We start from the raw sequence: 22007 nt of genomic DNA on the forward strand, positions 1-22007 counted from the left end.
CGCGCATCCCGAAACTCTATGGCCTCCCGCGCGGGTTTGCACCGGACCGGAGCGGGTGACCGACGGACTTTGGGTGAGGTTTCTCGGTGTTGAAATCCTTTATGTCTCTGTGCATTCGATTAAACCAAGATCGGTGTTCCGGCGGAACTCGCGTTACTGATCCGAGACACCCGTCGACCGGTTTCCCGGAGCTCCGCACGAAACAACGCGACCGGTTCGAGGTCCGCGCACCACGGAGCGGATCAGCCGCTCCGGCCGTGGGTGCAGGCCGGCATGTCGTGGACCGACATCGCTGACGTGTCGGCCGGGTCGCCGCACGCCCGGCTCGCCACGCCACTGCGGGCCATTCGGTTTCAGGGGTGTGCCGGAGAGCGCCTCGCGGATGCGAGTGGGGCGGTGTCCCCGGATTCGTCGATACCTGCGGCCCAGGCGATGGGGGCGTCCGGGCGGACCGGTGGCGTCGCTGCTGGTCGACGATCGTGGCCCGACATGGACCCGCGACTCACAGCCCAACCGCGCCCCGACGCCTCGCCGGCGGAGCGGGGCGCGTGATAATTGTCGGCGACGACAAACTCGGCGCACCGTGACCGGCGCGTCGCGACACGAGCGGAGACGATCATGAGCGAGGCGGTGCAGGCGGGCGATCTGGTCCACATCTCGGACACGGCAGGAACCTGGGTGGTCGAGGAGATCCGGTCCGGTATCGCACTGCTGCGGGACGGCGAGGATCGGCGCATCTCCTCACGGGTGTCGAAGCTGACCGTCGTGCGCAAGGGTGGCGCCGCCTAGCCTCGCTGTCCTGTCGGCTGGGTGCCCGATCGACCGGGTCGACGAACGTCGGGGCCGGTCCCGTCAGGGAGTGGCGAAGAACTTCTCCACCGCGGGCCGCGCGTTCGGGTTGCCCTCGTCGATGCCCATGGCCGCGCCCACGCCGGCTCCGACGACGTTGCCGATCATGCAGCCGGCCATGAAGTTCGGGAAGATCGACACGCAGCCGATGGCGGCGCCGACGAGGGAGCCGATCATCATCTTCTGCTGACCGCCGTTGGCCCAGCCGATGTTGACCTCGTTCGCCATCGTCTGGAAGGCCTCGCGCTTGGCCGGGTTGTCGGGCCAGGAGCGGTCCGCGATCATTCCGCTGACCTCGTCCGCGGTGGGAATCTGGGGCGGCGCGGGGAGTTGCGGCAGAGCCGGTGGCTGCGGCATCGCGGGCAACGGCGGCAACCCCGGTTGCGCGGCCGCGGTTCCGATCCCGGACCCGACCGCGGCAACGACGAGCACGGGCATGACGAGAGTCTTGGCCATCTTCATGGCGATCCCCACTTGATCTGGACGGCACGGGCACGACTGCGATCTGGGATTCGCGGTTGCCTGCGTACCACGAATCGCCCCTGGGACGTTTTCCATGGCCCTCGGTCGAGGGTCGGCGAAGCCAAGCACCGACTCTACCGCCGTTTCGTCGCGTGTACAGGCCGAATCGTGTCCTGCGAGTGAGGGATTCCGTCCTCGTGTTTTTCGCCTGCCGGTCGGTGCGCCGGCCGGAATTCGCCCTGACCTGCGCACCGGATTGTTAGCCTGAGGGTGCCTGCATGTCTCGATCGACCGTCCATGTGTCCGGGTGCCGTCGGCGCCCGGCACTCTCGTCGCGCAGACCGAGGTGACCAGTGCAGACCGAATCCGCCGCCCCCGGGCCCGCCGCCGTCGAGCCCGCCGCCGTCGAATCCACCGACCGCGGCACCGTCCAGGCCGGTCCGGCGCCCGCCGTCGTGCCCCGGCGGACCTTCATCGGGGGCGCCGTCGCGCTCGTGCTCGCCGGACTGGCAGCGAGTGGCGTCACCCAGACGAATCCGGCGCGGGCCGCGGTCGCGCGTCCGGTCCGGCCGAACATCGTCATCCTCATCACCGACCAGGAACGGCCGCCGATGTTCTGGCCCGAGGGCTGGGCGCGGCACAACCTGCCGAACCGGCAGCGCCTCGCCGATCGGGGGCTGACCTTCGACAACGCATTCTGTGCGGCGGCGATGTGTTCACCGAGCCGGAGCACGTTCCTCACCGGCCTGTATCCGGCTCAGCACGGCGTGGTGGCCACGCTGACCACCGGCGGCACCGTCTCGCCGACGGAACCGGTGCTGCCGCTGGGAGTCCAGAACATGGCGCACGTCCTCGCCTCCGCCGGGTACGACGTGCATTTCCGGGGGAAGTGGCACATGAGCAAGGGCGCCGACGGTGGTGACCCGAGCACGGAGGACGTCGCCGCGTACGGGTTCGCGGGGTGGCAGCCGCCCGAGGCCGGTCAGGACACCAACCCCGCGAACTTCGGCGGCGGCTGCGCGAACCACGACGCGAGAATCGCGCAGGAGGGGGTCGACTTCCTCAATTCCGTTGACCCGCACAGTGACGCACCGTTCGCGCTGGTGGTGTCGATGGCCAACCCGCACGACCTGCTCTCCTACCCACGGACGTGGAACCTGCCGGAGGGGGAGTGCGACAACTACGGTTCCGTCGCGCCGGCGTGCTTCGAACAGGGGATCGCCCTGCCGCCGACGATCGACGAGAACCTGCTGGCGAATTTCAAACCCTCCGCGCAGGTGCAGTCCCAGCTGCTGCTGGCGGCGGGCCTCGGACCACTGCTCGGTCCGCGGGAGGCGTCGAACTACGTCAACTTCTACGCGTACCTGCAGAAGGTCGTCGACGTGCACATCGGGAGCGTCCTCGACGCGCTCGACGCCAAGCCGGGGCTGTCCGAGCGGACGATCGTCATCCGGATGGCAGATCACGGCGAGATGGGACTCTCGCACGGCGGACTGCGGCAGAAGATCTTCAACGCCTACGAGGAGACACTGCGGGTGCCGCTGGTGGTCAGCAATCCGGTGATGTTCCCGCGGGCCGCGCGGACCGGTGCGCTGGCGTCGTTGATCGACCTGCTGCCGACGCTCGCCACGCTCGGCGACGTCCCGGACCGCGACCGGTGGCGGTTCCTCGGCACGGACCTGACGCCGGTGATCGACGACGCCGTCGCGCATCCCGAGGCGCCCACCGTCACCGTTCAGGACGAGGTGCTGTTCACCTACGACGACCAGAACTGCGCTGTCCCGGACGGGCAGGTCATCGTCCAGCAGCCCAGCCATCTGAGGTGCATCCGGGACGGCCGCTACAAGTACGTGCTGTACTTCGACCCCGCCGGGATCGTCCCACCCAGTACGAGCTGTACGACCTCGGCGCCGATCCGCACGAGCTGCACAACCTCGCGAACCCGGCGAACGTCGCGCACCACAGGCCGGATCTGCAGGCGACGATGCACGCCCGGCTCTACGCGAAGATGGCCGAAACCGGGACGACGCCGGCGCGTTGAACGCGGGCGGGCAGGGGTCGACGACCCCGGTCAGGGGTGGAGACCGGGGGTCGTCGACGTCGGGGTTACGAGCCGAGGCTGCCGGTGCCGCCGAGGCTGCCGAGGGGGCTCGTGCCGCCGCCTTGGCCGTTCGGGCCGTTCATCTTGCCCATCACGTCGAGCAGCTGGCCGAGCACGGTGATGAGTTGGGTCATGAATTCCATCGTTCGAGCCTTCGTTGTGGGAATGGGGGAATCGGCGGCGACGGAGCGGACGCACCGGCCTCACGCACGTGATGCGTCCGGTCCTCGCCGCATGGTCGGGGTCCCTCGTCACGAGGGAGGGGAGCGGCACGGCACCGAAGGGCGGTTGACGAGGCCGTGGAGGCTCTCGCCGATGTGGAGGTTCTCGAAGATGTGTCGACCGAGGCGGCCGGTGTGATGTGTGGGCATGGAACTCACCTCAACCGGATGTATCGACACCCGGGCCGGTAGTGTTTCACATCACATCGAGCTCGGAACGACGGGACCTTGCCCGGGCATGGAAATGGCGCTGCCGGGTCGGGGGTCCAGCAGCGCCATCACCACATTCGTACCCGACCGACGCCCCGAGGTGAACACCCGGCGCCGAGATTAGGGGAAGGTGTGGGGAACCCGGCGGCATAGGGGATACCGGCGACGCCCCTAGGGGGCGGTGCCCACCCGCCTCGCCGTGGCGGGCACCCTCGATCGCGGATCCGAGGGAACGGTGTCTCGGCGGACCGCCCTTCGACTCCTCTGCGCGCGGCCGCCGGGGGGGCGTCCCGCCGTGTTCCGGGCAGCCGGGGCGGTGGGGGTCAGGAACATCCCGGCCGAGTGGCTCCGGTGGACGCGGGCGGCCCCTCGGCAGCACCGGCGGCTTACCGGCGGTCGGGAACCTCGGCAGTCTGAAACACAGGAACCTTGCATTGACCTGCGAATGTTCTGTGCCCCCGGCAGGAATCGAACCTGTCTGGATTGACGGACTGTATTTGGTATCTGACCAGCGAAAACCGCGTGTTAGAGCCGGTCAAATGGGGAATGTACCGGTAGACTTGGATGAGCACAAGGGGACACGCGATAACCCCTGTTCTGCACGAATTCTGCATGAGGGGTGACGATGGCGAAGCGTGCGAAGCGCAGTTTTGGCGGATTGCGGCAGCTACCGTCTGGACGATGGCAGGCGAACTACACCGCACCTGACGGACTTCTGTACAAAGCTCCACGGACGTTCGCTGCCGAGGATGACGCAGTCGCCTGGCTTGCGGCAGAGCGCAGGAAGATCGACCTGGATGTGTGGCGCCCACCCGCCGTCGAGGCCGCGTCGGCGGCCGCGCCAGTCACCTTGCGCACATATTCCGAGCGTTGGCTTGCGGAGCGTCACCTGAAGCCCCGAACCCGCTCTCTCTATGAGGGGCAGCTGCGATTGCACATACTTCCGGATCTCGGCGACGCCGAGTTAACTGCGATCACCGCCGCAGTTGTTCGCAGTTGGCATGCCGGTCTCGGCACTGCGACCCCCACCAGGAACGCCCACTGTTACAGCCTCCTACACGCAATATTGGCGACTGCCGTTGACGACGAGCTGATTGCTGCGAATCCGTGCCGTGTGAAGTCGGCGATGACGGCGAAGCGACGCAAGACGATTACCGTCCTGTCTGCGGGCGAGATCTCCGCGCTTGCTGAGGAGATGCCTCCCGGACTGCGCGCTTCTGTCCTGGTCGCGGGATGGTGCTCGTTGAGGTGGGGCGAACTGACGGAACTGCGGCGCAAGGATGTGGATCCCGAGGCGGGGATCATCCATGTGCGACGGGCGGTCACGTATCGGTCAGGCGTATTCACCGTCGACTCGCCGAAGACGGCGGCCGGTGTGCGCGATGTGGCAATCCCGCCGCATGTCATCCCTGCGATTGTTCAGCATCTGGATCGCCACGTTCAGGCGGGCCGGGACGCTTTGCTGTTTCCTGGTGTGCAGGGTGGGCATCTCGGCGACTATGCCTATCGCAAGGCGTTCAAGCCAGCCGCTGCGCGAATCGGTCGACCGGAGTTGACGCCTCACATGCTTCGGCATTCTGCTGCGGTCCTAGCTGCGCAGGCAGGAGGCACGACAGCTGAATTGATGGCGAGGCTCGGGCACACGACGCCGGCGATGGCGCTTCGTTATCAGCATGTCGCGGCGGGTCGAGACCGGCAGATCGCGGAGCGACTTAGCTCGATGGTCGAGATGCCTTGACCGGGTGAAACAGGGCCGTCCCCTTGCTGTGCTCGTTTCCTTGAGGGGTAGTGGGCCGCTTTTAGGTAACACACATGTCGAGGAATGTCAATCGGTTAGGTGGAAATCTTCGTACTTGCCTGCTACTGTCGCACCTATGTCCAGTTGAGGTCATCTATGGGGAACGAAATCCACTCGGCGGAAGGAAGATTCGCGACGTGTCGAATGGTCGCTCGAAAGGGTCCGTGAACGTCCACAAGCATCAGCGAGTTGGTTTGCCGCAGAAGTCGTCGCGGCGCCTCGCATCAATCGCCCAGGCGGCCGAAGAGTACGGAGTGTGCTCGAAAACGATCCGCCGCTACATCTCGGCGGGAAGGATCTCTGCATTTCGTTTCGGACCGCGAATGATCCGCGTCGACTTGGAGGAGATTGACGCGATGTTGTACCCGTTGGCCACTGCCGCCTAGGGCGAGCTCTCAGGTGGGTTGCCCGTCAGTGTGACTGACACTTGAGGCTACGTCCGTCGAGCCTCGGGTGGAAATGAAAAGCGCTCAGAGATTCCAGCCTCCGAGCGCCTCCCGAACTACTTGCAGTGTCCCTACCAAGGCCCGCAACGATATTAGAAGGTTAGCAGACGGCTGATTGGGCTGTCTATGCGAAGCCTCCTGGGCTACCGGGATGCTGCACGACCGAAAGGAACTGCAGCTCTGTGACAACCGCATCAACACCCGACGGGACGGCCTCGCGGCCGAAGGGAGTGCCGATCTCGCTCACCACCGCCCTGGACTTTATGCAGGTGCGCGCGGCGCTGGTGCGTCACCTCGGGGGAGGGAATCAGGCCCTCGTCTTTACGAGGATCCAGTACCGGTGCGGAGAGCCGGGCAAGGACAGGATCGAAGACCCGACCGGCCGCTGGTGGCGCGCGAGTCTCGACGTTATTGCGCGTGAGACGGGATTGTCGAAGTCGGCGGTGCGCACCGCATTGCGCAACCTCGAAGCTGCCGGCGCGGTCGTTTCAATGAAGCACCATCTGCACAACAACATCTCGGACCAGACCTTGTCATACCGCGTAGTGATGCAGGGTGACGCGCCTACTGAGGCGCCACACTTCGAGATGTCAGATTCAGCATCAGCAGAGGTGTCAGAACTCGCACCTGTGCTGATGCTGAATCCAGCAGATCTTTCCTCTCCAGACTCTCTTAAGACAAAAGCAAAAACAAGGTCCTCGTCCTCCGCACCATCAGCTCCGAGCGAGCGCGACGACGTAGAGGCGATGGTCCAGCGTCTCTACCGCCGGATCGAAGAGAACGGGTTCCGGGCGGACAGCTTCACCGACGCCTGGCGGAACGAGGCCAGGCTTCTGCTGGACAAGGACGGCATTGAGCTTCAGCAAGCTCTGGACGTCATTGATTGGTGTCAGAACAACACCTTCTGGCGGAAGAATGTGCTGTCGATGCCAAAGTTCCGTAAGCAGTACAACAAGCTTCACGCTGGCTGGTTGGAGTCGCACAGGCAGGCCTCGAGCGTTGGGGTGTCAACCGCTACAAAACGGCTCGAGTCGATCCGGGCGCTCGACTCTACGGAAGACGAGCACGGAATTCAGCCGGGAACGTCGTTCATGGCTACTCAGTGGAAGGCGGTCGCTTGATATGCCGTTGACGCGTGCTGATGTGAAGGGTCTGCTGACCTTCATTGCGATGAACGACAACCGCACAGTTGACGACAAGACCGTTGACACCTGGTGCATGACTCTGAAGTCGGATCTCAATGCAGTTCTCGTGTTGGAGGCGGCAAGGCTGCACTTCGAGGACAGTACAGCGTGGATCATGCCAGCCCACGTGAATCGAATCGCAGTGCAGCTTCGGCGTGATGCGGCCGATCGAGAGTCAGCCGCAGAGCGCGAGGCCAGGCAACTCGCTAACGATCAGAAGAACGGCCTCGCTGGGGAATTTGCGACGGTACGAGCCCTTCCCAGTGGACAGCCGGCGAGCGAGTCGGCTCGGGAGCGCGCCAAGCAGGTGGTGGCCGGGTTGCACATCGCTGAGACGCCGCAGCAAAAGGCTGCTCGGATCCGCGCTGAGTGGGCGGTTGAGCAAGAGCAGGGGCTGAGGCGGGCGGTCGAGCCCGAGCATCGCTTCAAACGGAAAGGCACACAGGAAATCGGGGACTCACGCGTGTCTAGCCATTCTGAGACGCCAGGCATCGAAAGCCTTGGTGGGCTGTTTTCGGCCGTCAGCGTTGAAATCAGCCAGCCAAATCAGGCCGCCTGATGCTCCCTCGCTCCTGTTGAACCCGCAAAACCGGAAGGCCTTCGTGACACCCTGCACTGAAAACCCCGATCGCTGGCTGCAGCCCGGCGAAGCCCACACCTGGCTCGGCGCCACCTGGGCCGCCCACGCCTGCCGCACCCAGTGCGACCGGATCGTCGACTGCGCCCGCGACGCACTCGCGGCCGGGACGCTCGCCGGCGCCGACCCCAACACGCGTCCCCGGGTCGCCGACGGTGGCATCTGGGCTGGCGTCATCTGTCGCGGCGACATCGCCACCCACCAAGCACTCACCGCCATCGCATACCCCGACGAGCCGGCACGAGCCGCACGTGGCCTCGCGTGCTCCGGCTGCCAGCGCGAATTCCGCCGCGTCGGTGATGATTCGGGGGCAGGGTCCGTGCATCGCGCTACAGCCAATTCCCCGCTTTGCCGCGGCTGCTACAGCAAGGCGCGGCGGCAGGGGTCTCAAGTGTGGTTGCGCGCAGCGATTCCTGAGCGCTGCGTTGATTGCCAGCGTCCAATGACGACACGATCCAATCTCCGTGACGGCTTTGTCCGACACGAAGCGAAGGGACGGTGTACCTCGTGTGTTCGCGCCAGCAAGCGCGGCAAGGCCGCCTAGCGATCAACCGCGGCGCTAGGCCAGGCCCATGCGATGGCTAGCTCAGCCAGAGCTGACGACCCGAATCGTGGAGACGAGCCGCCTGAAGTCGCCGCGCCTCACTCGGGTTCACCCGCACGTCCGTACCTTTCGAGAGCTTGATGATCTTGCCGTCGCCATATCCTCGAAATTTCAGCCGCTCGTTTGTGGGTTCGCGGTCTGCCCACTGCGTGCCGTGCTGGACGATCAAACTCGGATCCGATTGGCGTGCTGTCCAGCATTCTCTCGCGGCCTGTGTCAGGTCGGTGACAAAGTGCGTGACCGATGCGCAGAGGCCGTCAAGCGTAACCTCGCTGTCCTCCTGAATGAGAGCGCCGTTCGGCCCAGGATTGTCTGCATAGACGTGGGTTTGCACATCGCTCCACTTGGGCTGTTGGTAGAGAGGGCGGACGAGACGGCGCTTGGATGCCAGTATCGTCCAGTTGGTACCGGGTGCGCGATGCGTTAGTGCATTGCGGCTCTCCCGCAGCCAAGGAAGCCAGTCTGGCGGCCCGTACTTGTCGAGATCGTCCAACGGTGCCAGCAGCTTGGACTGGAGCTTTCGAGCTGCAGACCCCGCTGGCTCAACCCGTGGTCGATTCGGCGAAATGGCATCGTCGAGTTCAAACTTGAGAGAATCAAGAGTCGACCAATCGGACTTCACAACATTCTTCAGCTGGAAGCCTCCGACAATGATCAGCACGATTGCCAGTCGGTCGAGTGTCTGGGCGAGATGGTAGAGCGTGTGTTCCTCTGCCATCTCGGCCTTGAGCTCAGCCTTCCGTCCGATCGCGTTGTCGGTGAAGGCTCGGATGTAGTCGTCGACAGTGGCTGTCGGGTCTCGATCGAGAACCGACAATGCGCCCGATACCTTGGCCTGCCGGCTGAACCGCAGGTGAGAAAGCTCCGTGGCTGATAAGGAGGCAGCAGTCAGTGCCTTCGAAGTGCCGCGGACAGACTGGATGAGGTAGTCGCTGATGAGGGTGAGCGTCTTCCAGTCCGACTGCCCTGCCCACCATGAAAAGCCGTTCCCTCCGTCGACGTCCAACTGGGCGATCAGTTCGTTCGAGAATCCATCCAAGGGGTCAGTTGCAGGCTGTACCCGGGCGAGGTAGTCGTCAACCATCGTTAGTCGATCCTGTCCACGTCGCCGCGGCCGAATGTCGAGTCAGGTGCTGGAAACCGATTCGGAGGATTGCTCACTTCGTAGGGCTCCGATCTGTCTGTGCCCGCTCGCTCAGGCGTGGTGATTGATGAGCGATCTATACCAAAAGGACCTGATCGTCGATCGAATGAGCGACAGCGGCTACCAATCGCGCCGCGACCGTCTCGCGAGTAGTGCAAGCGCCTCTGTCAGCACGTCCACTTCATGCTCGAGATGGGTGATCCTCATACGTGCGCGGTGAAGCTCACCAGGATCGTGTTCGGTCGGATCTACGTTGGTGGCACCGAGTTCGTCCGCCTCGCGAGCCCATCTCCAGACGGAGTTCACTGCCACTCCGAACTGCCTAGATACATCCTTCTGGGTGGCGCCTGGTTGGCGGAGTGCGTGGAGAACTGCACGCCGCAACTCCGGCGGGTAAGGCTTAGGCACCGACGTAGCATGGCATGGACGAACGTGTATTTCGCAACCAATGCCGAACCATGCATTAGTTCTAATGCAAAGTGGCCGAAGGAATTTGCCCTCAAGGGGCGGAGAGGAGTGGGTGATGGCATCGGATGAGTACCTCGAAGAGACGTACGAACTGATGCGGGCAGAGCTTGAGGACAAGATCCCCGAATTCGAGTTCATCGTCACCGACTCGGTCGAGATTGGGGAACCCGTGTCGGGGCTGAACAACGGCCTGATGACGGCTGTTGCCCGCGGCATCCCGGTCTCGCGCCGACTACTCGAGAAGCTCCGCCCGATCCTCGTCGGCGAACTGCAACGGCCCGACGACTGGGCAATCGAAGCGCAAAAGACGCTCGACATCCGTCGTAGGCCGGCGGTCGCGTCCTAGTTCAGGCCAAAGCGCGCGCGAGGGTGGTCAATCGGGGAGCAGGTGGAGCAGTCCCTTGCGCTCGAGGTCGCGGCGGAAGTAGTCAGTTGGTTCATTGCTGGCGAGCCATTCGCGGATGCCGGACTCCTTCTCGGCCTGCGTGGCGCGGGACAGCTGTAGACGGTTGATCAGGCCGGAGACCGTTTGCGGCGCTGGCCGCGGAGTCCCCGGTGGAGAGAAGCACTCGTCATCCCAGAACTTGGACCAAGTCACTGGCGGGCGTTCCGGATGTTCGGCACGGATCTTCGCCTGTTCGCGGAGTAACGCGAGCGTGGCCTTGTCGTACTTGGGTTCGTCCATGTCAGAGCCCCCATCGTGCGCCGGTGCGTTCCAGGAAACCACGCCGCGGTGCCGGGTTCAGTCGGTTGGTGGTTCTAGACCAGCCTCAAGGCACAGGCGGATCTCTCGCGGGAACGGGGCGATGATCCGAGCAGTCTCACGACGGGTCGCGGTGATCTCCTGTGGCGACTGCGGAACACGACGCCGCATACCCAGACGATCGTGAGTCGGCGGGCCCACTATTTGCCTCCTCCGCCGTTGACGGTACGGCCTACTTGGAACATCTTCCGCTGTCCACAATCGAAACGTATCGAACAGTGTCTAATCGCGCATTTCGTCGCATAAAGAGCCGACCGGTTGACAAGGTAAGATTGGTCCGTATAATGCCCGTCTTCTTGGCATGTGGTGCCGGTTCTCGGTGCTTCTCGCGGCCACGGGCAAACCACCACATCATTTCGCGCGCCAGACGCCTCCCGCTCTGATGTCGCGCGCCACCACGTACCCCCCCGGCGGGCGGGTGACGAACCTCAGAGGTGCCCATTGTCCTGGCCAGCGTTCTCGGCAGGTACTGCCAGACTTGAGATCCAGCCGTTCTTCGGCGACGTCTTCCAGACGATCGACACGCGGGTAAAGGCCCACAAGGCGCCCGCGGTGAAGGTGCCAGTCTCCGTCAACATGGCGGGGTTCCGGACCAATCTGAAGACGGCGGTTAAGGGCGTCAACGCCCCGGCGTTGAAGATCCCGCTCGAACCGGGATCCGTCGCGGCGTTCCGCACCAAGGCGAGGTCCGCGCTTGCGGGGATGCCGGCGTTGTCGACGAAGGTTCGTCTGGATCTCGACACTTCCAAGCTTCAGGGCCAAAAGGCCGCCTTGAGCGGCGGAAATCTGACCGCCGAGCTCCGCCTCGACACCGTTTTCGCGCAGGGGCAGCTGCATGCGTTCCGGGCGGTCGCCGGTGCGCCGATCCGCATCCCGGTCGAACTCGACGCCGCTGGCGCTGTTGCGCATCTGCTGCAGCTTCGAGCCCTGGTCGCCGGCCTGCACGGGGATCTCGGCGGACTCCCGCCGATCCCGTCTGGGACGATCAGCAGCGTCGGCCGCCTCGGGTCCCTCGCTGGTGTCGCCAGGGTCGGGTTGATGGGCCTGGCGGGTGTGTCCCTGATTCCGCTGGTCGGGCAGTTGGTGAAGGCCGCCGGCGTGGTCGCGCTCCTGCCGGCGATGGGTGCCGCTGCCGCGGCAACAATCGGAACCCTCGCGCTCGGGACGCATGGCGTCAAAGACGCCCTCAAAGCTGGGTTTGACCAGGCTAAAGACAGCGGCGAGGAGGCGGAGAAGTCCGCGAAGGCCGCTGTCAAGGCGCAGCGTGGGGTTGATGATGCCCGGAAGCAGGCCGCCCGGACTGCAGACCAGGGTGCTGAGTCGATCCGTCGCGCGGAGAAGGGTGTGCAGTCCGCGCAGGCCGATTCGGTTCGCGCGCAGGAAGACCTGACCCGCGCCCGCAAGGACGCGAAGGAGCAGATCGAGGACCTGAACCTCGCGCTCAAGGGGTCCGCGGTCGACGAGGAATCGGCGATCATCGCGGTGGAGCGGGCCGCCGAACGGATCCGGAACCTCGGCAAGGACGGCGACCCCGTCTCCGGGCTGGATCGTCGTGAGGCGAAGAACGACTACGACCAGGCCGTTCAGCGGCTGGCGGAGGTGCGGGAACGCAACGCCGACCTGCGGCAGGAGACGCAGGCCGCCACCTTGGCCGGCGTCGAAGGGTCGGAGCAGGTTGTCGCGGCGAAGGAGAAGGTCACCGCGGCTGCGGACGCGGAGGTTGAGGCGCAACGCGACCTGGACCGGGCCCGCCGTGACGCCGCTGACGCCAACGCGGATGCGCAGCAGCGGATCCTTGAAGCCCAGGAGGCGCTGAACGAAGCACTCACCGAATCGGGCACGAAAGCCAAAGAGTTCGACGAGGCGATGGCGCGGCTGTCGCCGAACGCGCAGGCGTTCGTCAACTCGATTCTGGGGATGCGGGATGCGTGGCGTGAGCTGAAGTTCGCGGTCCAGGATTCTCTGTTCGCGGATATGGGGCCGACCCTTGAGCGCCTGGCGACGACCTACATGCCGATCCTGACCGAAGGGTTGGGCGGTCTCGCTGATGTCCTGAATGGCCGGCTGCGGGCCGCGATGGACTGGCTGAACGGGGACCAGGTCCAGGGCGACATCTCCGCAATCCTGGAAAACACCACCACCGCACTCGGGCCGCTACTCGACGGTGTCGGCAACCTCGGCCGCGCACTGCTCGACATCACCGCCGTCGGGTCCGAACTGCTACCCGACGTGACCAGCGCGTTCGAGGACGGCACAGGCAATTGGGCCGACATGATCTCCGAGATGCGCCGAAGCGGCGACCTCAAGAAGTTCATGCAGGACGCGGTGGACACCTTCTCGCAGCTGTGGCGGATCGCGAAGAACCTCGGCGGCATGGCGAATGGCCTTTTCAGGGGCTCCGACGAGGTCGGTGCTTCGTGGCTCGATTCCATCGAGGAAGCCACGAAACGGTGGTCCGACACCTGGGGCACCCCCGAAGGGCAACGCAACATCCGGGCGTTCTTCAAAGACCTCCAGGAGATCGTCGACGCCATCGCGGCAACCATCAAGACCGTCGCCGGCTTCATCCCGCGCCGGGACACCCGCACTCCTGAGGAGCGGGCCGCCGACGACCGCGAGCGGCGTGAGGAAGTCAAGAAGAACGGCTCGTGGTGGGAAAAGACCGTTGACTGGATAGGTGGCGGCGCCTGGGACGGCACTGGTGCACCCGGGGACTCCACCAAGAACGACCCTGCACCGGAGGGCCGCATCTCGCGCAGCGGCACGTTCGAGGGCCCTGAGGTCAGCGCTAAGGACGGATTCACCCCCGCCGGGGTCAGCGTGTTCCAGGGCGACGCCTCCGGCATCGACACGACCGGCTGGCAGGAAGCCAGGACAGAGGGGTCGTCGCTGATCGGCGACCCTGACGCCTGGCGGGAGAAGTGGGAGGACCTCACCGGTTCCATCGGCGACGGGTGGAACAACACCATCCGCCCAGCGTGGGACGGGTTCACCGGGCGGATCGGTGACATCGGATCCGGGTTCGCGACGAACGTCGGGAACATCGCGTCCGGCGCTTGGTCCGGCCTCACCTCCGGCGTGTCCGACGGCTGGAACAACACCATCGCACCAGCGTGGAACACGCTACGCACAGAGGGACTCGGCGGCCTGGCCGACGACTTCACCAGCTACATCACCGACGGCGCGGTCACCTCCTGGACGGACCTGCCCGGGAAGATCGGTGAAGGTGTCGGCAACATCATCACCACCCACTTCCCTGGCCTGTCGGGTGGCCTCGACACCCTCCGTACGAAGTTCAACGAAGGCACCGCCAAGATCGGTGAAATCTGGAATTCCCTGAAGGGGAAGCTCGCTGGGCCGATCAACTGGGTGATCGACACCGTCTACAACGACGGGATTGTCCGGTTCTGGAACGCAATTGGGCCGAAGATCGGTCTGCCGGAACTGACCACGATCGGTGGTATCAACGTTCCGTCCGACACTCCGGCGTTCGCGAAGGGCGGCACGGTCGGTGTCATGTCCGGCTACAGCCCGGGTGTGGATGATCGTTTGATCGCTGTTGGTGGCGGTGAAGCGGTGATGCGGCCGGAGTGGACGCGTGCTGTTGGCCCGGACTTCGTCGACAAGGCCAACGAAGCCGCCAGGTCCGGTGGCGTTGATGGTGCCCGGAAGTTCATGGGCGGCTTCGCGAACGGCGGCATCGTCGAATCCATCGTCTCCATCGTCGAAGACAAGTTCCCGGGCATGTCGATCACCTCGACCTTCCGGGACACCAACGACCTCCACGGCCAAGGTAAGGCGGTCGACATCTCCAACGGCGGCGACGCCGGCACCCCGGAGATGGATGAGGCGGCCCGGTTCTTCTACGAGAACTACGGCTCGAACCTGGCGGAGCTGATCCACTGGCCCCTCAACGGATGGCAGAACATCGACGAAGGTCAGCCGTTCAACTTCGGGGAACCAACCAACTCGGAGCACCGCAACCACGTTCACATCGCCTCCCACAACCCCCTCAAGGAGTTGTCGGAGGACGAGAAGAAGGGGCTGCTGGCCCGGCTGGGGTCGATGGTCTCTGGTGCCGCGAAGGCTGTGACCAACAAGTTCCGGAACCTTGCGGCTGATCTGTTCGAGAAGCCGCTGAACGCGTTGGGGTCAACCATCCCGAATCCGTTCCCCGGGTTGGGGGATTTCGGTCGGGTTCCGAAGGCTGCGTTCGACACGATCGCCAAGGCCGCGATCGCGAAGGTTCGCGGTTCGGCTGCGGCGAAGGACGGGTCCTCGGGGTCGTCGGGTGCCGCGTTGGGTGAGTGGGGAGGTTCGCAGGAGGACTATGCCCGCGAGATCGTCGCTGCGGCGAAGGATCGCGGACTACCCCCGGATGCTGCTGCTATCGGTGTCGCGACCGCGTTGGTGGAGTCCGGGATGCGGATGTACGCCAACAACTCCGTCCCGGAGTCGCTGGACTTCCCGCACGACGCGATCGGATCCGACTTCGACTCCGTGGGCCTGTTCCAGCAGCGGAACAACGGCGCGTGGGGCACGGTCGAACAGCGGATGAACCCCCGCGCGTCGGCCGGCATGTTCTTCGACCAGTTGATGACCAAGGACTGGCAGAGCATGGACCGCGGCGCAGCAGCGCAGGCGGTGCAGGTGTCCGCGTTCCCCGGTAAGTACGCGGAACGTATGGCGGAGGCCGACGAGATCGTCAACCGCCTCTACGGCGACCCGTTGGATCGGGACACCGGCGGCAACGTCCCCCCGGGCGATCACATCGTCCGCAACCGCACCGGCAAAGACGAGTACATGCTCAACCCCGAGGGGTTCGAGGTGCTCAAGCAGCTCATCGACATGGGTGAGAACCTGCTGCCGGCGCTCGCCACGATGCTCGGGCAACCGGCCGTCGCACCCGCAGGTCAGGTGGTCCTCAACGGCGCCCGCAAGGCCGTCGACGAAGCCCAACTCGCGTCCACCCCCGGGCATCTAACGGAGGCGGACATGCTCGCGAACATGGCGCCGGAAGCCCGCCAAACGTTCCAGGAATACGCCACCGTCCCCGAGGGCGGCACTCCGGAACAGCGGATGGCGCAGTGGGCGGACACCTATTCGCAGAAGTGGGCGAACTGGGGCCGGGAAACCGCCGGCGAGCTGATCGACGACGCCCTGTCCCCGCTGGGGTTGGGGGTGTCCGTCGGGACGATCGTCACCCAGGACGTCCCGGAAGCGATGACCCGCCTCGCACGGCTCCACGACATGGCAGCCCGCGGCTACACACGAACCCTGAGGTAGTAACCGCAGTTCAGGCTGGTATTCCTAGTCCCTTGTCGGGATCATGGGGTACAAACAAAACGAGACCCACCCGGCTAGCTTCCGGGTGGGTCTCGTTTTGTCGGTGCGGGAACTACAGGGTGTTCCTGACCTGCTGCAACGTGCGGATCAGTGCGTCGACATCGGTCGCGTTGCAGTAGACGGTGACCCCCGAGAAGTCCTCCAAGGAATCGATGCCGATCTGAACCTGGCCATCCTCGACCGCGAAGGACAACTCATGGTTGACGGTCTCGACAGACTCGAAGTGGAGGTTGGTGGAGGGGACGAGAGCGAGAGCTGCGGACATAGTGGTCTCCTTCGATGGCGAGAGGGGAGTGACCCTCGATTGGTTGAGCTTCAAAAGGGCGGACTGGGTGCAGATCCCTACTTCGCGTCGGCGACCAGCTTGTGGAAGTACGCACGCCCGGCCAGCCATGCGCGTGTATCGCTAGGCCGAGAGGCTGCGATGGACGTCCTCGAGGCGGGGGCCGCGCAAGAGGTGTTGATGGTGATCGTGCTGATGCCCGCGATAGGTGTCAGGACGGTTGAGACGTTGGTGGCCATGTGAACTCCTCCTGAACAGTGATGATCTCGGATTCGGGTCGTGCGGTGTGGCTGGCTCATGTCATGGCGCCTCTCCTTCTGCCGCGTCTGTTCGGAGGTGCCTGTAGACGGACGAGCGAGATACGCCGAGTTCGGCGGCAATCTCATCGAGAGTCAGCCCGTTGTCGCGCATCTGCCGGGCCACCTTGACCTTGTTGGGGGAGAGGGACGCTTTCCGTCCGCCCTTGCGTCCACGGGCTCGAGCTGCATCAAGGCCGGCGCGGGTTCGCTCGGATATAAGGTTCCGCTCGAACTCGGCAAACGCCGCGAAGATCTGGAAGACCAGATTGCCGTCAGAGGTCGTTGTGTCGATGCCTGACTGAGTGATGACACGGAATCCGACACCGCGGGTCAGGAGACCTTCGACCGTCTGAACCAGGTGAATCATCGATCGACCGAGGCGGTCGAGCTTCCAGACGGTCAAAGTATCGCCCTCGCGGAGGTGGTCGAGGCAAGCGCCGAGGGCGGGTCGCTTGTCGGTCGCGCCGCTGACGGTGTCGATGTAGATCCGCCCACAGCCCGCTGCGCGAAGAGCATCAAGTTGCAGAGCGTGATCCTGGCCGCCGGTGCTGATCCGGGCGTAACCAACTACGGCGGGATCGCCATCGGGGTTGAGCTCGAAGAGCTTCGCGGCTTCGTCGGATGTCCTTGGCATGCACCCATCGTGTCACTTCCCATGTCCAAAATCAATAGATTTCGGAAAAGAGTTCTGACACCTTCGGTCCTGCGGAAACCGCTGAACGCGCGGACGGTTCACATTCGGTCGTTTGTGAACAGCCTCGAACGCTGTCTAACGCCGTCGCTTCGTGCATAAAGAGCCGACTTTGAAACCTGGGAGAATGGAGGCACCGGGCATCTGGCGTCTGCTGGCCCGACGAAGTCACTTTCACCCGAGCGAGGGACACCCATGTCCGACTCACTGGACACTGCTGAGGCCGCTGAGTTTCTTGGCGTCAGCCCACCGACATTGACCTACTGGCGTTGCAAGAAGACCGGGCCCCGATATTGGAGGACGTCCGGACCCGGATCGCGTGTCCGATACGCCAAGTCCGACCTCCTCGCCTACATGCGAGACCGCATCGTCGAACCGGAGGTGGCATGACCAACGCACCCGGCAATGCTCAGCGCGCCAACCAAGCACACGAGGATGTGGAGGCGCTACTGGCGCGATACGACGACACCGACCTCATGGCGGCCTACGTCTCCGCGATGGGCGGCCTCCAACGCCTGCACGATGCGATCTGTGAGCACAATTCCGTCGTTGACCAGGCGGCACGCGCACTGGTCGGTGGCGGAGTTCCATTCGTCAACGACGGTGAAGTCGTCGAGGGGGCGATTCCGTTCGACCCCGAACGGACAGCAAACGTTGAAGACGGTGGACCCACTTCTGTCGTACGTCGTGGGCAGCTCTTCGAGAAGCAAGATCCCAGTGCGTGGGTCGCTGCCGCCGTCGGGGCCTTCGCCGCTCGGCATGGCGATCTGCCACTGAATGGCACCACAATCGTTCAGCGGTTGGGTGACGCCTTGTATCGACCGCCCGCACTGCTTCGTGACCATGAACTGAAGCTGCAACTGGCCTTTGGCTATCAGGAGAGCATGGATAGCGCGATGCATGAGATCGCCGATCTCCTCTCGCGGGCGACCAGCGGGTCGCAGGAGGCGGCGTAGGTGGCGGCGTACGAGTACCTCGGCAGCGACTACGCGATCCCCGATTTCAACGTCGCCCAGCAGAACATGAACAGCGCGATATGGGAATGCAAGGACGTAGTCCGGTTTGTGGAACGCAACGCCGCGACTCCTGAACGGATCGCCGGCGCACTGAGGGCGTACAGGGTGTGCCGCGAACGGCTCCTGTCGATCCAGCCGTACGTGAACAGGGGCGCAGGTCATAGGGACATCCCTGAAGTTCCACCGGGATTCGAGAAGTACGCCACCCCCCCCACTGAACAGAAGTAGGAGAACGACAACGCATGTCAGAGGGATACCGAAGCGACTGGCACCGTGCCAGTGTCGAGCGCGCCCAGGCCGCAGCAGCAGCGCAACATGAAGTCACCGCGGCGAAGAAGGCGGAGGCCGATCATGTCCTGAAACTCGACGAAGACTCGGTGGATGCCATCCGAGAGCGCTGGGCAGCCGAAGAACGCGAAGCCGCTGAGCGTGCGGAGGCTGACGAGCGGCGCCGTCGCGAGCGTGAGGCTGCCGAACTCGAGGAGGAGTTCGCCAGGCAAGCAGCCGTAAATGCGGAGGCACGCGAAAACTACGAGCGGTCTCAGGAGTGGATTGACCCCTACCATCGGGCGACAGTCGAACGCGCTCAGGCCGCAGCGGAGTTGGAGCGTCAACGCCAGGCGGAGCGTCGGGCGTTGGCCCGTGGGGGGTTTCGAGAGCTTCGGGAGATGCAGGGTGAGGGAGACTTCGCCGCGTGACGCATTGCCCGGATACGTGTTTGCTGACGGCAGGACCGTCGGCATGACACGGCTGCGTTGCGACTGTTGCGGCAGGTTCGTAGCGGTCGCAACGCAGCGTTGCCCCGGTTGCGGCGCGCGTCGGCCAGATCCAAAGAGGCGACGTGCTGGTTCAGCGGTTCGACCCGCGACCGACGGTCTCAATCCTGTCGATCTGGACGAGTTCGCCGGCATCGACGCAGATCAGCGGCAGCTCGATGAGCTTCTCGCGTCCGCTGATCTGCGTCGATGATCTACCCGAGGTGAATCCGCCGGCGCTCGTTTGACCGACGGCCTCGGGTGCGCGCCGTGCAGAGCGATTGGTCCACATTGCCTGCATGAGTCGCAGCCGAGCAAATGCCCCCCCGATCCCATTGGAGGGGGCATTTGTGGTTTCGCGGACGTGTTGCGTGTCCCTCCTTCTATGGAGTCCCGCAACTTGTACCGGATCCTCGTCTTTCCGCTGGTCGCGGTCGTGCACCGGCCGCAACGCAACGCGCCCCCACCATTGCGGTGGGGGCGCGTCCGATGATTGCAGAACGTGCGCGTTACGAGTTGACCAATTGGCTCGCTCGTTGGAACGTCACACCTAGAAGTTCGCCAATGTCCCTGACTGGAACCTCTAGATCGGCGAGGTCGTGCGCGAGGCGCTTCGACTCTGCGAGGGCTTGAGCTTCGAGTTTCGCGGCTGCTTCGCGCTCGCGTCTGATCTCGGCGGCTCTGTTCCCTGCGTCGATGCCGTCGACTTTGACGGTGATATCGACGGTGACGTCGGCTAGAGCGGTTCCTGTGGTGACGGCGATGTATTCGCGTGCCATCAAGTCGGATTCGGAGAGTCGGCGGGCTTGGGTGAGTCCGTCAAGTTCGGGGATGGCGACCATCCACCATTTGCCTTCTCGGGTCACCTCGACCCTGTAAGTAGACATCTAATCTTCCTTTGCTCGGGAGTCTGGGTCGGTGTTGCTGGGGTGGTCCGGGGCCTTGCGGCCCCGGACCGGTGGGGCTAGTTCTTGGATTGTTCGATGGCTTTGTGGACTTGTCGGACTACGCCGGGGGAGATGGTGTTGTGTCCGTCGGGGATGGAGACGGCCGTTCCGTTGGGGCCGGTCCAGTAGGTGTGGCTACCTACGGTGCGTTGTGGCGAGAAGCCCGCTTCTTGTAGGAGCTTCTTGATTCTTCGTGTTGGTTGTTCCGCAATCATGACTCTAGTCTAGCGCGGTAGACACTTTCTAGTCAAACGGAGTAGACGCTTTGCATGGACCGGATGCGGTACTATCATGGTACCTAATCCAGTACCACACACAGTCGCAGTAGTACCAACTCTCGTAAGCCAGGGGTCCACATGTCCGCCATCACCGCCACAGAAGCCCGACGAAACCTATTCCCACTGGTAGAACAGGTCAACGAAGACCACACCGCCATCGAAATCGTCTCAAAACGCGGAAACGCCGTCCTCATCTCCAAAGACGACTACGACGCGATCGTGGAAACCTCCTACCTCCTCAGGTCGCCGGCCAACGCCCGACGACTACTCGCCAGCATGGAAAAGGCCCGCCGCGGTGAATACACCGAAAGAGAACTCATCGAGTGAACATCACCTTCACCGACGAAGGATGGGACGACTACACCCACTGGTCGGTCACCGACCGCAAGAAACTCAAACGCATCAACGACCTCATCGAAGACTGCAAACGCGACCCGTACTCAGGCATAGGAAAACCTGAGCCACTCAAGTACGCCATGCAGGGCTACTGGTCTCGCAGGATCGACGAGGAACACAGGCTGGTGTACGAGGTGGCCGACGGGTCCTTAGTCATCATCGCGGCCCGCTACCACTACTAGACAGACGGAGCCCCCTCCCGCAACAGCAGGTGGGGGCTTCGGTCGGCTTAGGACACTAGTCGTGTTGCTGCGGTGCCGTACACCCGGCTGCGATGTCGATCATTTGAATGACAAAGGAAAGGCCTTGCGTGAGTGGATGATACGTGGATTTTAGACTGCGGCTACTTCGCCGATAGTGGCGTCTGATTCAGAGAGGGATCATCCGGTGACGACTGTCCCACCCGACCCGCAAGACCCGAACAATCAACAGCCCGGACCCGGTTATCCGCCACCCCAAGGCTGGCAAGGGCCGCCGCCGCAGCCTCAATCGTCATACGGCCAAAATCAGCCGCAACAGCCGTTCTACCCTCCGCCGCAGCAGCCTCCACCGACGTACCCTTCGCAGTACATTGCAGGGCCGCCGGCCAGGCCGAGCTACTACCCGAAGCTTGTCGTCGCGCTCATTGCAAGCATCTGCATCTGCATCGGCAGCCTCGGCCCGTGGGTCACCATCTTCGCAATCAGCAAGGCTGGCGTGGATGGAGACGGGGTCCTGACCTTGATACTCGGCGCTATCTCCGCGGTCGGCATTTTCAGCCTCATTTCGAGGAACGGACGCCCCAAGTACGGTGACCGCTGGGCGGGCCCGGTTGTTGGCGCCTTGTGTCTCTTTATCTCGATTCCAAATGCCTTCGACGTCGCCGACCAGGCCACGGAGTTCATGGGGCGCACCGTGGGCCCTTCGATCGGTTGGGGGCTCTGGCTCGTCATGGTTTCGGCGGCGGTCGTTTGTCTTTCGACGTTCCACGTAGCGCAGGAGATCGGTAAGGAGAAAAAGCAGCAGACTCAGCACAGCTAGCCCGGTTGGACCGGCGTCGTGAGAAATAGTCAAATCCTGTGGATCGGGCATCAGGCGACCTTCGAAGGATACCGGCGCGTCAGGGGCGA

General features: G+C 64.0%; 25 protein-coding genes. 15 read left to right on the plus strand and 10 right to left on the minus strand.

Translation table 11 applies throughout. The annotated features are described in order from the left end of the window. The first annotated feature begins 618 nt into the window (after positions 1–618). On the plus strand, positions 619–789 hold the full coding sequence (locus tag ABD951_RS04675) for a hypothetical protein (protein ID WP_345342579.1): 171 nt from the start codon (positions 619–621) through the stop codon (positions 787–789). Between the two features lie 63 nt (positions 790–852). On the opposite strand, the gene ABD951_RS04680 is transcribed toward ABD951_RS04675, so the two are convergent. Beyond that, positions 853–1311 carry a hypothetical protein gene (locus ABD951_RS04680; protein ID WP_345342580.1) on the minus strand — a complete coding sequence of 153 codons (459 nt, stop codon included), beginning with the start codon at positions 1309–1311 and terminating at the stop codon, positions 853–855. A 353-nt stretch (positions 1312–1664) separates the two neighbouring features. Here ABD951_RS04680 and ABD951_RS04685 point away from each other — a divergent pair, with 353 nt between their 5' ends. From ABD951_RS04685 to ABD951_RS04705, 5 genes are all read left to right on the plus strand, one after another. Further along, positions 1665–3533, plus strand: coding sequence for a sulfatase family protein (locus ABD951_RS04685; protein ID WP_345342581.1), 1869 nt, complete (start codon positions 1665–1667; stop codon positions 3531–3533). Between the two features lie 935 nt (positions 3534–4468). Further along, on the plus strand, positions 4469–5581 hold the full coding sequence (locus tag ABD951_RS04690; protein ID WP_345342582.1) for a tyrosine-type recombinase/integrase: 1113 nt from the start codon (positions 4469–4471) through the stop codon (positions 5579–5581). A gap of 74 nt (positions 5582–5655) precedes the next feature. After that, entirely contained in the window at positions 5656–6027 is a 372-nt protein-coding gene (locus ABD951_RS04695) for a helix-turn-helix domain-containing protein (RefSeq protein ID WP_345342583.1), read from the plus strand. 242 nt (positions 6028–6269) lie between these two features. After that, positions 6270–7208: a hypothetical protein gene (locus tag ABD951_RS04700; RefSeq protein WP_345342584.1), complete on the plus strand. Its 939-nt coding sequence runs from the start codon at positions 6270–6272 to the stop codon at positions 7206–7208. 1 nt (position 7209) lies between these two features. Further along, positions 7210–7830 carry a hypothetical protein gene (locus ABD951_RS04705; protein ID WP_345342585.1) on the plus strand — a complete coding sequence of 207 codons (621 nt, stop codon included), beginning with the start codon at positions 7210–7212 and terminating at the stop codon, positions 7828–7830. Between the two features lie 659 nt (positions 7831–8489). Here ABD951_RS04705 and ABD951_RS04710 read toward each other — a convergent pair. Both ABD951_RS04710 and ABD951_RS28640 read right to left on the minus strand, forming a co-directional pair. Then, positions 8490–9596 carry a hypothetical protein gene (locus ABD951_RS04710; protein WP_345342586.1) on the minus strand — a complete coding sequence of 369 codons (1107 nt, stop codon included), beginning with the start codon at positions 9594–9596 and terminating at the stop codon, positions 8490–8492. A 180-nt stretch (positions 9597–9776) separates the two neighbouring features. Then, on the minus strand, positions 9777–10262 hold the full coding sequence (locus ABD951_RS28640; RefSeq protein WP_425569773.1) for a transposase: 486 nt from the start codon (positions 10260–10262) through the stop codon (positions 9777–9779). Between ABD951_RS28640 and ABD951_RS04715 the strand changes: the two genes are divergently transcribed. Next, on the plus strand, positions 10180–10470 hold the full coding sequence (locus tag ABD951_RS04715) for a hypothetical protein (RefSeq protein WP_345342587.1): 291 nt from the start codon (positions 10180–10182) through the stop codon (positions 10468–10470). The genes ABD951_RS28640 and ABD951_RS04715 overlap by 83 nt on opposite strands. 27 nt (positions 10471–10497) lie before the next feature. Here ABD951_RS04715 and ABD951_RS04720 read toward each other — a convergent pair whose 3' ends face one another. Continuing rightward, complete coding sequence (locus ABD951_RS04720; RefSeq protein ID WP_345342588.1) at positions 10498–10809, minus strand: hypothetical protein; 312 nt, start codon at positions 10807–10809, stop codon at positions 10498–10500. A gap of 381 nt (positions 10810–11190) precedes the next feature. Here ABD951_RS04720 and ABD951_RS04725 point away from each other — a divergent pair, with 381 nt between their 5' ends. Next, positions 11191–16173, plus strand: a complete 4983-nt coding sequence (locus ABD951_RS04725) for a hypothetical protein (RefSeq protein ID WP_345342589.1) — start codon at positions 11191–11193, stop codon at positions 16171–16173. 112 nt (positions 16174–16285) lie between these two features. On the opposite strand, the gene ABD951_RS04730 is transcribed toward ABD951_RS04725, so the two are convergent. From ABD951_RS04730 to ABD951_RS04740, 3 genes are all read right to left on the minus strand, one after another. Continuing rightward, positions 16286–16498: a hypothetical protein gene (locus tag ABD951_RS04730; protein ID WP_345342590.1), complete on the minus strand. Its 213-nt coding sequence runs from the start codon at positions 16496–16498 to the stop codon at positions 16286–16288. 77 nt (positions 16499–16575) lie between these two features. Further along, positions 16576–16755: a hypothetical protein gene (locus ABD951_RS04735; RefSeq protein ID WP_345342591.1), complete on the minus strand. Its 180-nt coding sequence runs from the start codon at positions 16753–16755 to the stop codon at positions 16576–16578. Between the two features lie 61 nt (positions 16756–16816). Next, a complete protein-coding gene (locus ABD951_RS04740) occupies positions 16817–17449 on the minus strand; it encodes a recombinase family protein (RefSeq protein ID WP_345342592.1) in 633 nt (210 codons plus the stop codon). A 252-nt stretch (positions 17450–17701) separates the two neighbouring features. Between ABD951_RS04740 and ABD951_RS28645 the strand changes: the two genes are divergently transcribed. From ABD951_RS28645 to ABD951_RS04755, 4 genes are read left to right on the plus strand one after another with little or no spacing between them, the layout of a single operon-like run. Then, positions 17702–17896 (plus strand): helix-turn-helix domain-containing protein, encoded by a 195-nt coding sequence (locus ABD951_RS28645; RefSeq protein WP_425569774.1) that lies wholly within the window; start codon positions 17702–17704, stop codon positions 17894–17896. After that, a complete protein-coding gene (locus ABD951_RS04745) occupies positions 17893–18462 on the plus strand; it encodes a hypothetical protein (protein WP_345342594.1) in 570 nt (189 codons plus the stop codon). The genes ABD951_RS28645 and ABD951_RS04745 overlap by 4 nt, the downstream gene beginning before the upstream one ends. Then, positions 18463–18750: a hypothetical protein gene (locus tag ABD951_RS04750; protein ID WP_345342595.1), complete on the plus strand. Its 288-nt coding sequence runs from the start codon at positions 18463–18465 to the stop codon at positions 18748–18750. It abuts the gene before it with no gap. A gap of 14 nt (positions 18751–18764) precedes the next feature. Next, positions 18765–19220: a hypothetical protein gene (locus tag ABD951_RS04755; RefSeq protein WP_345342596.1), complete on the plus strand. Its 456-nt coding sequence runs from the start codon at positions 18765–18767 to the stop codon at positions 19218–19220. Between the two features lie 151 nt (positions 19221–19371). Here ABD951_RS04755 and ABD951_RS04760 read toward each other — a convergent pair whose 3' ends face one another. From ABD951_RS04760 to ABD951_RS04770, 3 genes are all read right to left on the minus strand, one after another. After that, a complete protein-coding gene (locus ABD951_RS04760; protein WP_345342597.1) occupies positions 19372–19578 on the minus strand; it encodes a hypothetical protein in 207 nt (68 codons plus the stop codon). 208 nt (positions 19579–19786) lie between these two features. Then, positions 19787–20164 (minus strand): HicB family toxin-antitoxin system, encoded by a 378-nt coding sequence (locus ABD951_RS04765; protein ID WP_345342598.1) that lies wholly within the window; start codon positions 20162–20164, stop codon positions 19787–19789. 77 nt (positions 20165–20241) lie between these two features. Then, entirely contained in the window at positions 20242–20439 is a 198-nt protein-coding gene (locus ABD951_RS04770; RefSeq protein ID WP_345342599.1) for a type II toxin-antitoxin system HicA family toxin, read from the minus strand. Between the two features lie 141 nt (positions 20440–20580). On the opposite strand from ABD951_RS04770, the gene ABD951_RS04775 reads away from it, so the two are divergent. From ABD951_RS04775 to ABD951_RS04785, 3 genes are all read left to right on the plus strand, one after another. Then, positions 20581–20829 (plus strand): type II toxin-antitoxin system Phd/YefM family antitoxin, encoded by a 249-nt coding sequence (locus ABD951_RS04775; protein WP_345342600.1) that lies wholly within the window; start codon positions 20581–20583, stop codon positions 20827–20829. Continuing rightward, on the plus strand, positions 20826–21080 hold the full coding sequence (locus ABD951_RS04780; RefSeq protein WP_345342601.1) for a Txe/YoeB family addiction module toxin: 255 nt from the start codon (positions 20826–20828) through the stop codon (positions 21078–21080). Before ABD951_RS04775 ends, ABD951_RS04780 begins: the two co-directional genes overlap by 4 nt. A 205-nt stretch (positions 21081–21285) precedes the next feature. Then, the gene (locus tag ABD951_RS04785; protein WP_345342602.1) at positions 21286–21918 is read left to right on the plus strand and encodes a hypothetical protein; all 633 of its coding nucleotides are present in this window, start codon (positions 21286–21288) and stop codon (positions 21916–21918) included. Positions 21919–22007: the final 89 nt, after the last annotated feature.

Source organism: Rhodococcus olei (genome assembly GCF_039540555.1).
In the GTDB taxonomy this organism is placed as follows: domain Bacteria; phylum Actinomycetota; class Actinomycetes; order Mycobacteriales; family Mycobacteriaceae; genus Rhodococcus_G; species Rhodococcus_G olei.

What these genes read in the sequence shown, in the direction of transcription:
- ABD951_RS04675 (WP_345342579.1), top strand. Translation starts at nt 619, where the DNA reads ATGAGCGAGGCGGTGCAGGCGGGCGATCTGGTCCACATCTCGGACACG.
- ABD951_RS04680 (WP_345342580.1), bottom strand. Translation starts at nt 1,311, where the DNA reads ATGAAGATGGCCAAGACTCTCGTCATGCCCGTGCTCGTCGTTGCCGCG.
- ABD951_RS04690 (WP_345342582.1), top strand. Translation starts at nt 4,469, where the DNA reads ATGGCGAAGCGTGCGAAGCGCAGTTTTGGCGGATTGCGGCAGCTACCG.
- ABD951_RS04695 (WP_345342583.1), top strand. Translation starts at nt 5,656, where the DNA reads ATGTCGAGGAATGTCAATCGGTTAGGTGGAAATCTTCGTACTTGCCTG.
- ABD951_RS04705 (WP_345342585.1), top strand. Translation starts at nt 7,210, where the DNA reads ATGCCGTTGACGCGTGCTGATGTGAAGGGTCTGCTGACCTTCATTGCG.
- ABD951_RS04710 (WP_345342586.1), bottom strand. Translation starts at nt 9,596, where the DNA reads ATGGTTGACGACTACCTCGCCCGGGTACAGCCTGCAACTGACCCCTTG.
- ABD951_RS04715 (WP_345342587.1), top strand. Translation starts at nt 10,180, where the DNA reads ATGGCATCGGATGAGTACCTCGAAGAGACGTACGAACTGATGCGGGCA.
- ABD951_RS28640 (WP_425569773.1), bottom strand. Translation starts at nt 10,262, where the DNA reads ATGAACTCGAATTCGGGGATCTTGTCCTCAAGCTCTGCCCGCATCAGT.
- ABD951_RS04720 (WP_345342588.1), bottom strand. Translation starts at nt 10,809, where the DNA reads ATGGACGAACCCAAGTACGACAAGGCCACGCTCGCGTTACTCCGCGAA.
- ABD951_RS04730 (WP_345342590.1), bottom strand. Translation starts at nt 16,498, where the DNA reads ATGTCCGCAGCTCTCGCTCTCGTCCCCTCCACCAACCTCCACTTCGAG.
- ABD951_RS04735 (WP_345342591.1), bottom strand. Translation starts at nt 16,755, where the DNA reads ATGGCCACCAACGTCTCAACCGTCCTGACACCTATCGCGGGCATCAGC.
- ABD951_RS04740 (WP_345342592.1), bottom strand. Translation starts at nt 17,449, where the DNA reads ATGCCAAGGACATCCGACGAAGCCGCGAAGCTCTTCGAGCTCAACCCC.
- ABD951_RS28645 (WP_425569774.1), top strand. Translation starts at nt 17,702, where the DNA reads ATGTCCGACTCACTGGACACTGCTGAGGCCGCTGAGTTTCTTGGCGTC.
- ABD951_RS04745 (WP_345342594.1), top strand. Translation starts at nt 17,893, where the DNA reads ATGACCAACGCACCCGGCAATGCTCAGCGCGCCAACCAAGCACACGAG.
- ABD951_RS04755 (WP_345342596.1), top strand. Translation starts at nt 18,765, where the DNA reads ATGTCAGAGGGATACCGAAGCGACTGGCACCGTGCCAGTGTCGAGCGC.
- ABD951_RS04760 (WP_345342597.1), bottom strand. Translation starts at nt 19,578, where the DNA reads ATGCAGGCAATGTGGACCAATCGCTCTGCACGGCGCGCACCCGAGGCC.
- ABD951_RS04765 (WP_345342598.1), bottom strand. Translation starts at nt 20,164, where the DNA reads ATGTCTACTTACAGGGTCGAGGTGACCCGAGAAGGCAAATGGTGGATG.
- ABD951_RS04770 (WP_345342599.1), bottom strand. Translation starts at nt 20,439, where the DNA reads ATGATTGCGGAACAACCAACACGAAGAATCAAGAAGCTCCTACAAGAA.
- ABD951_RS04775 (WP_345342600.1), top strand. Translation starts at nt 20,581, where the DNA reads ATGTCCGCCATCACCGCCACAGAAGCCCGACGAAACCTATTCCCACTG.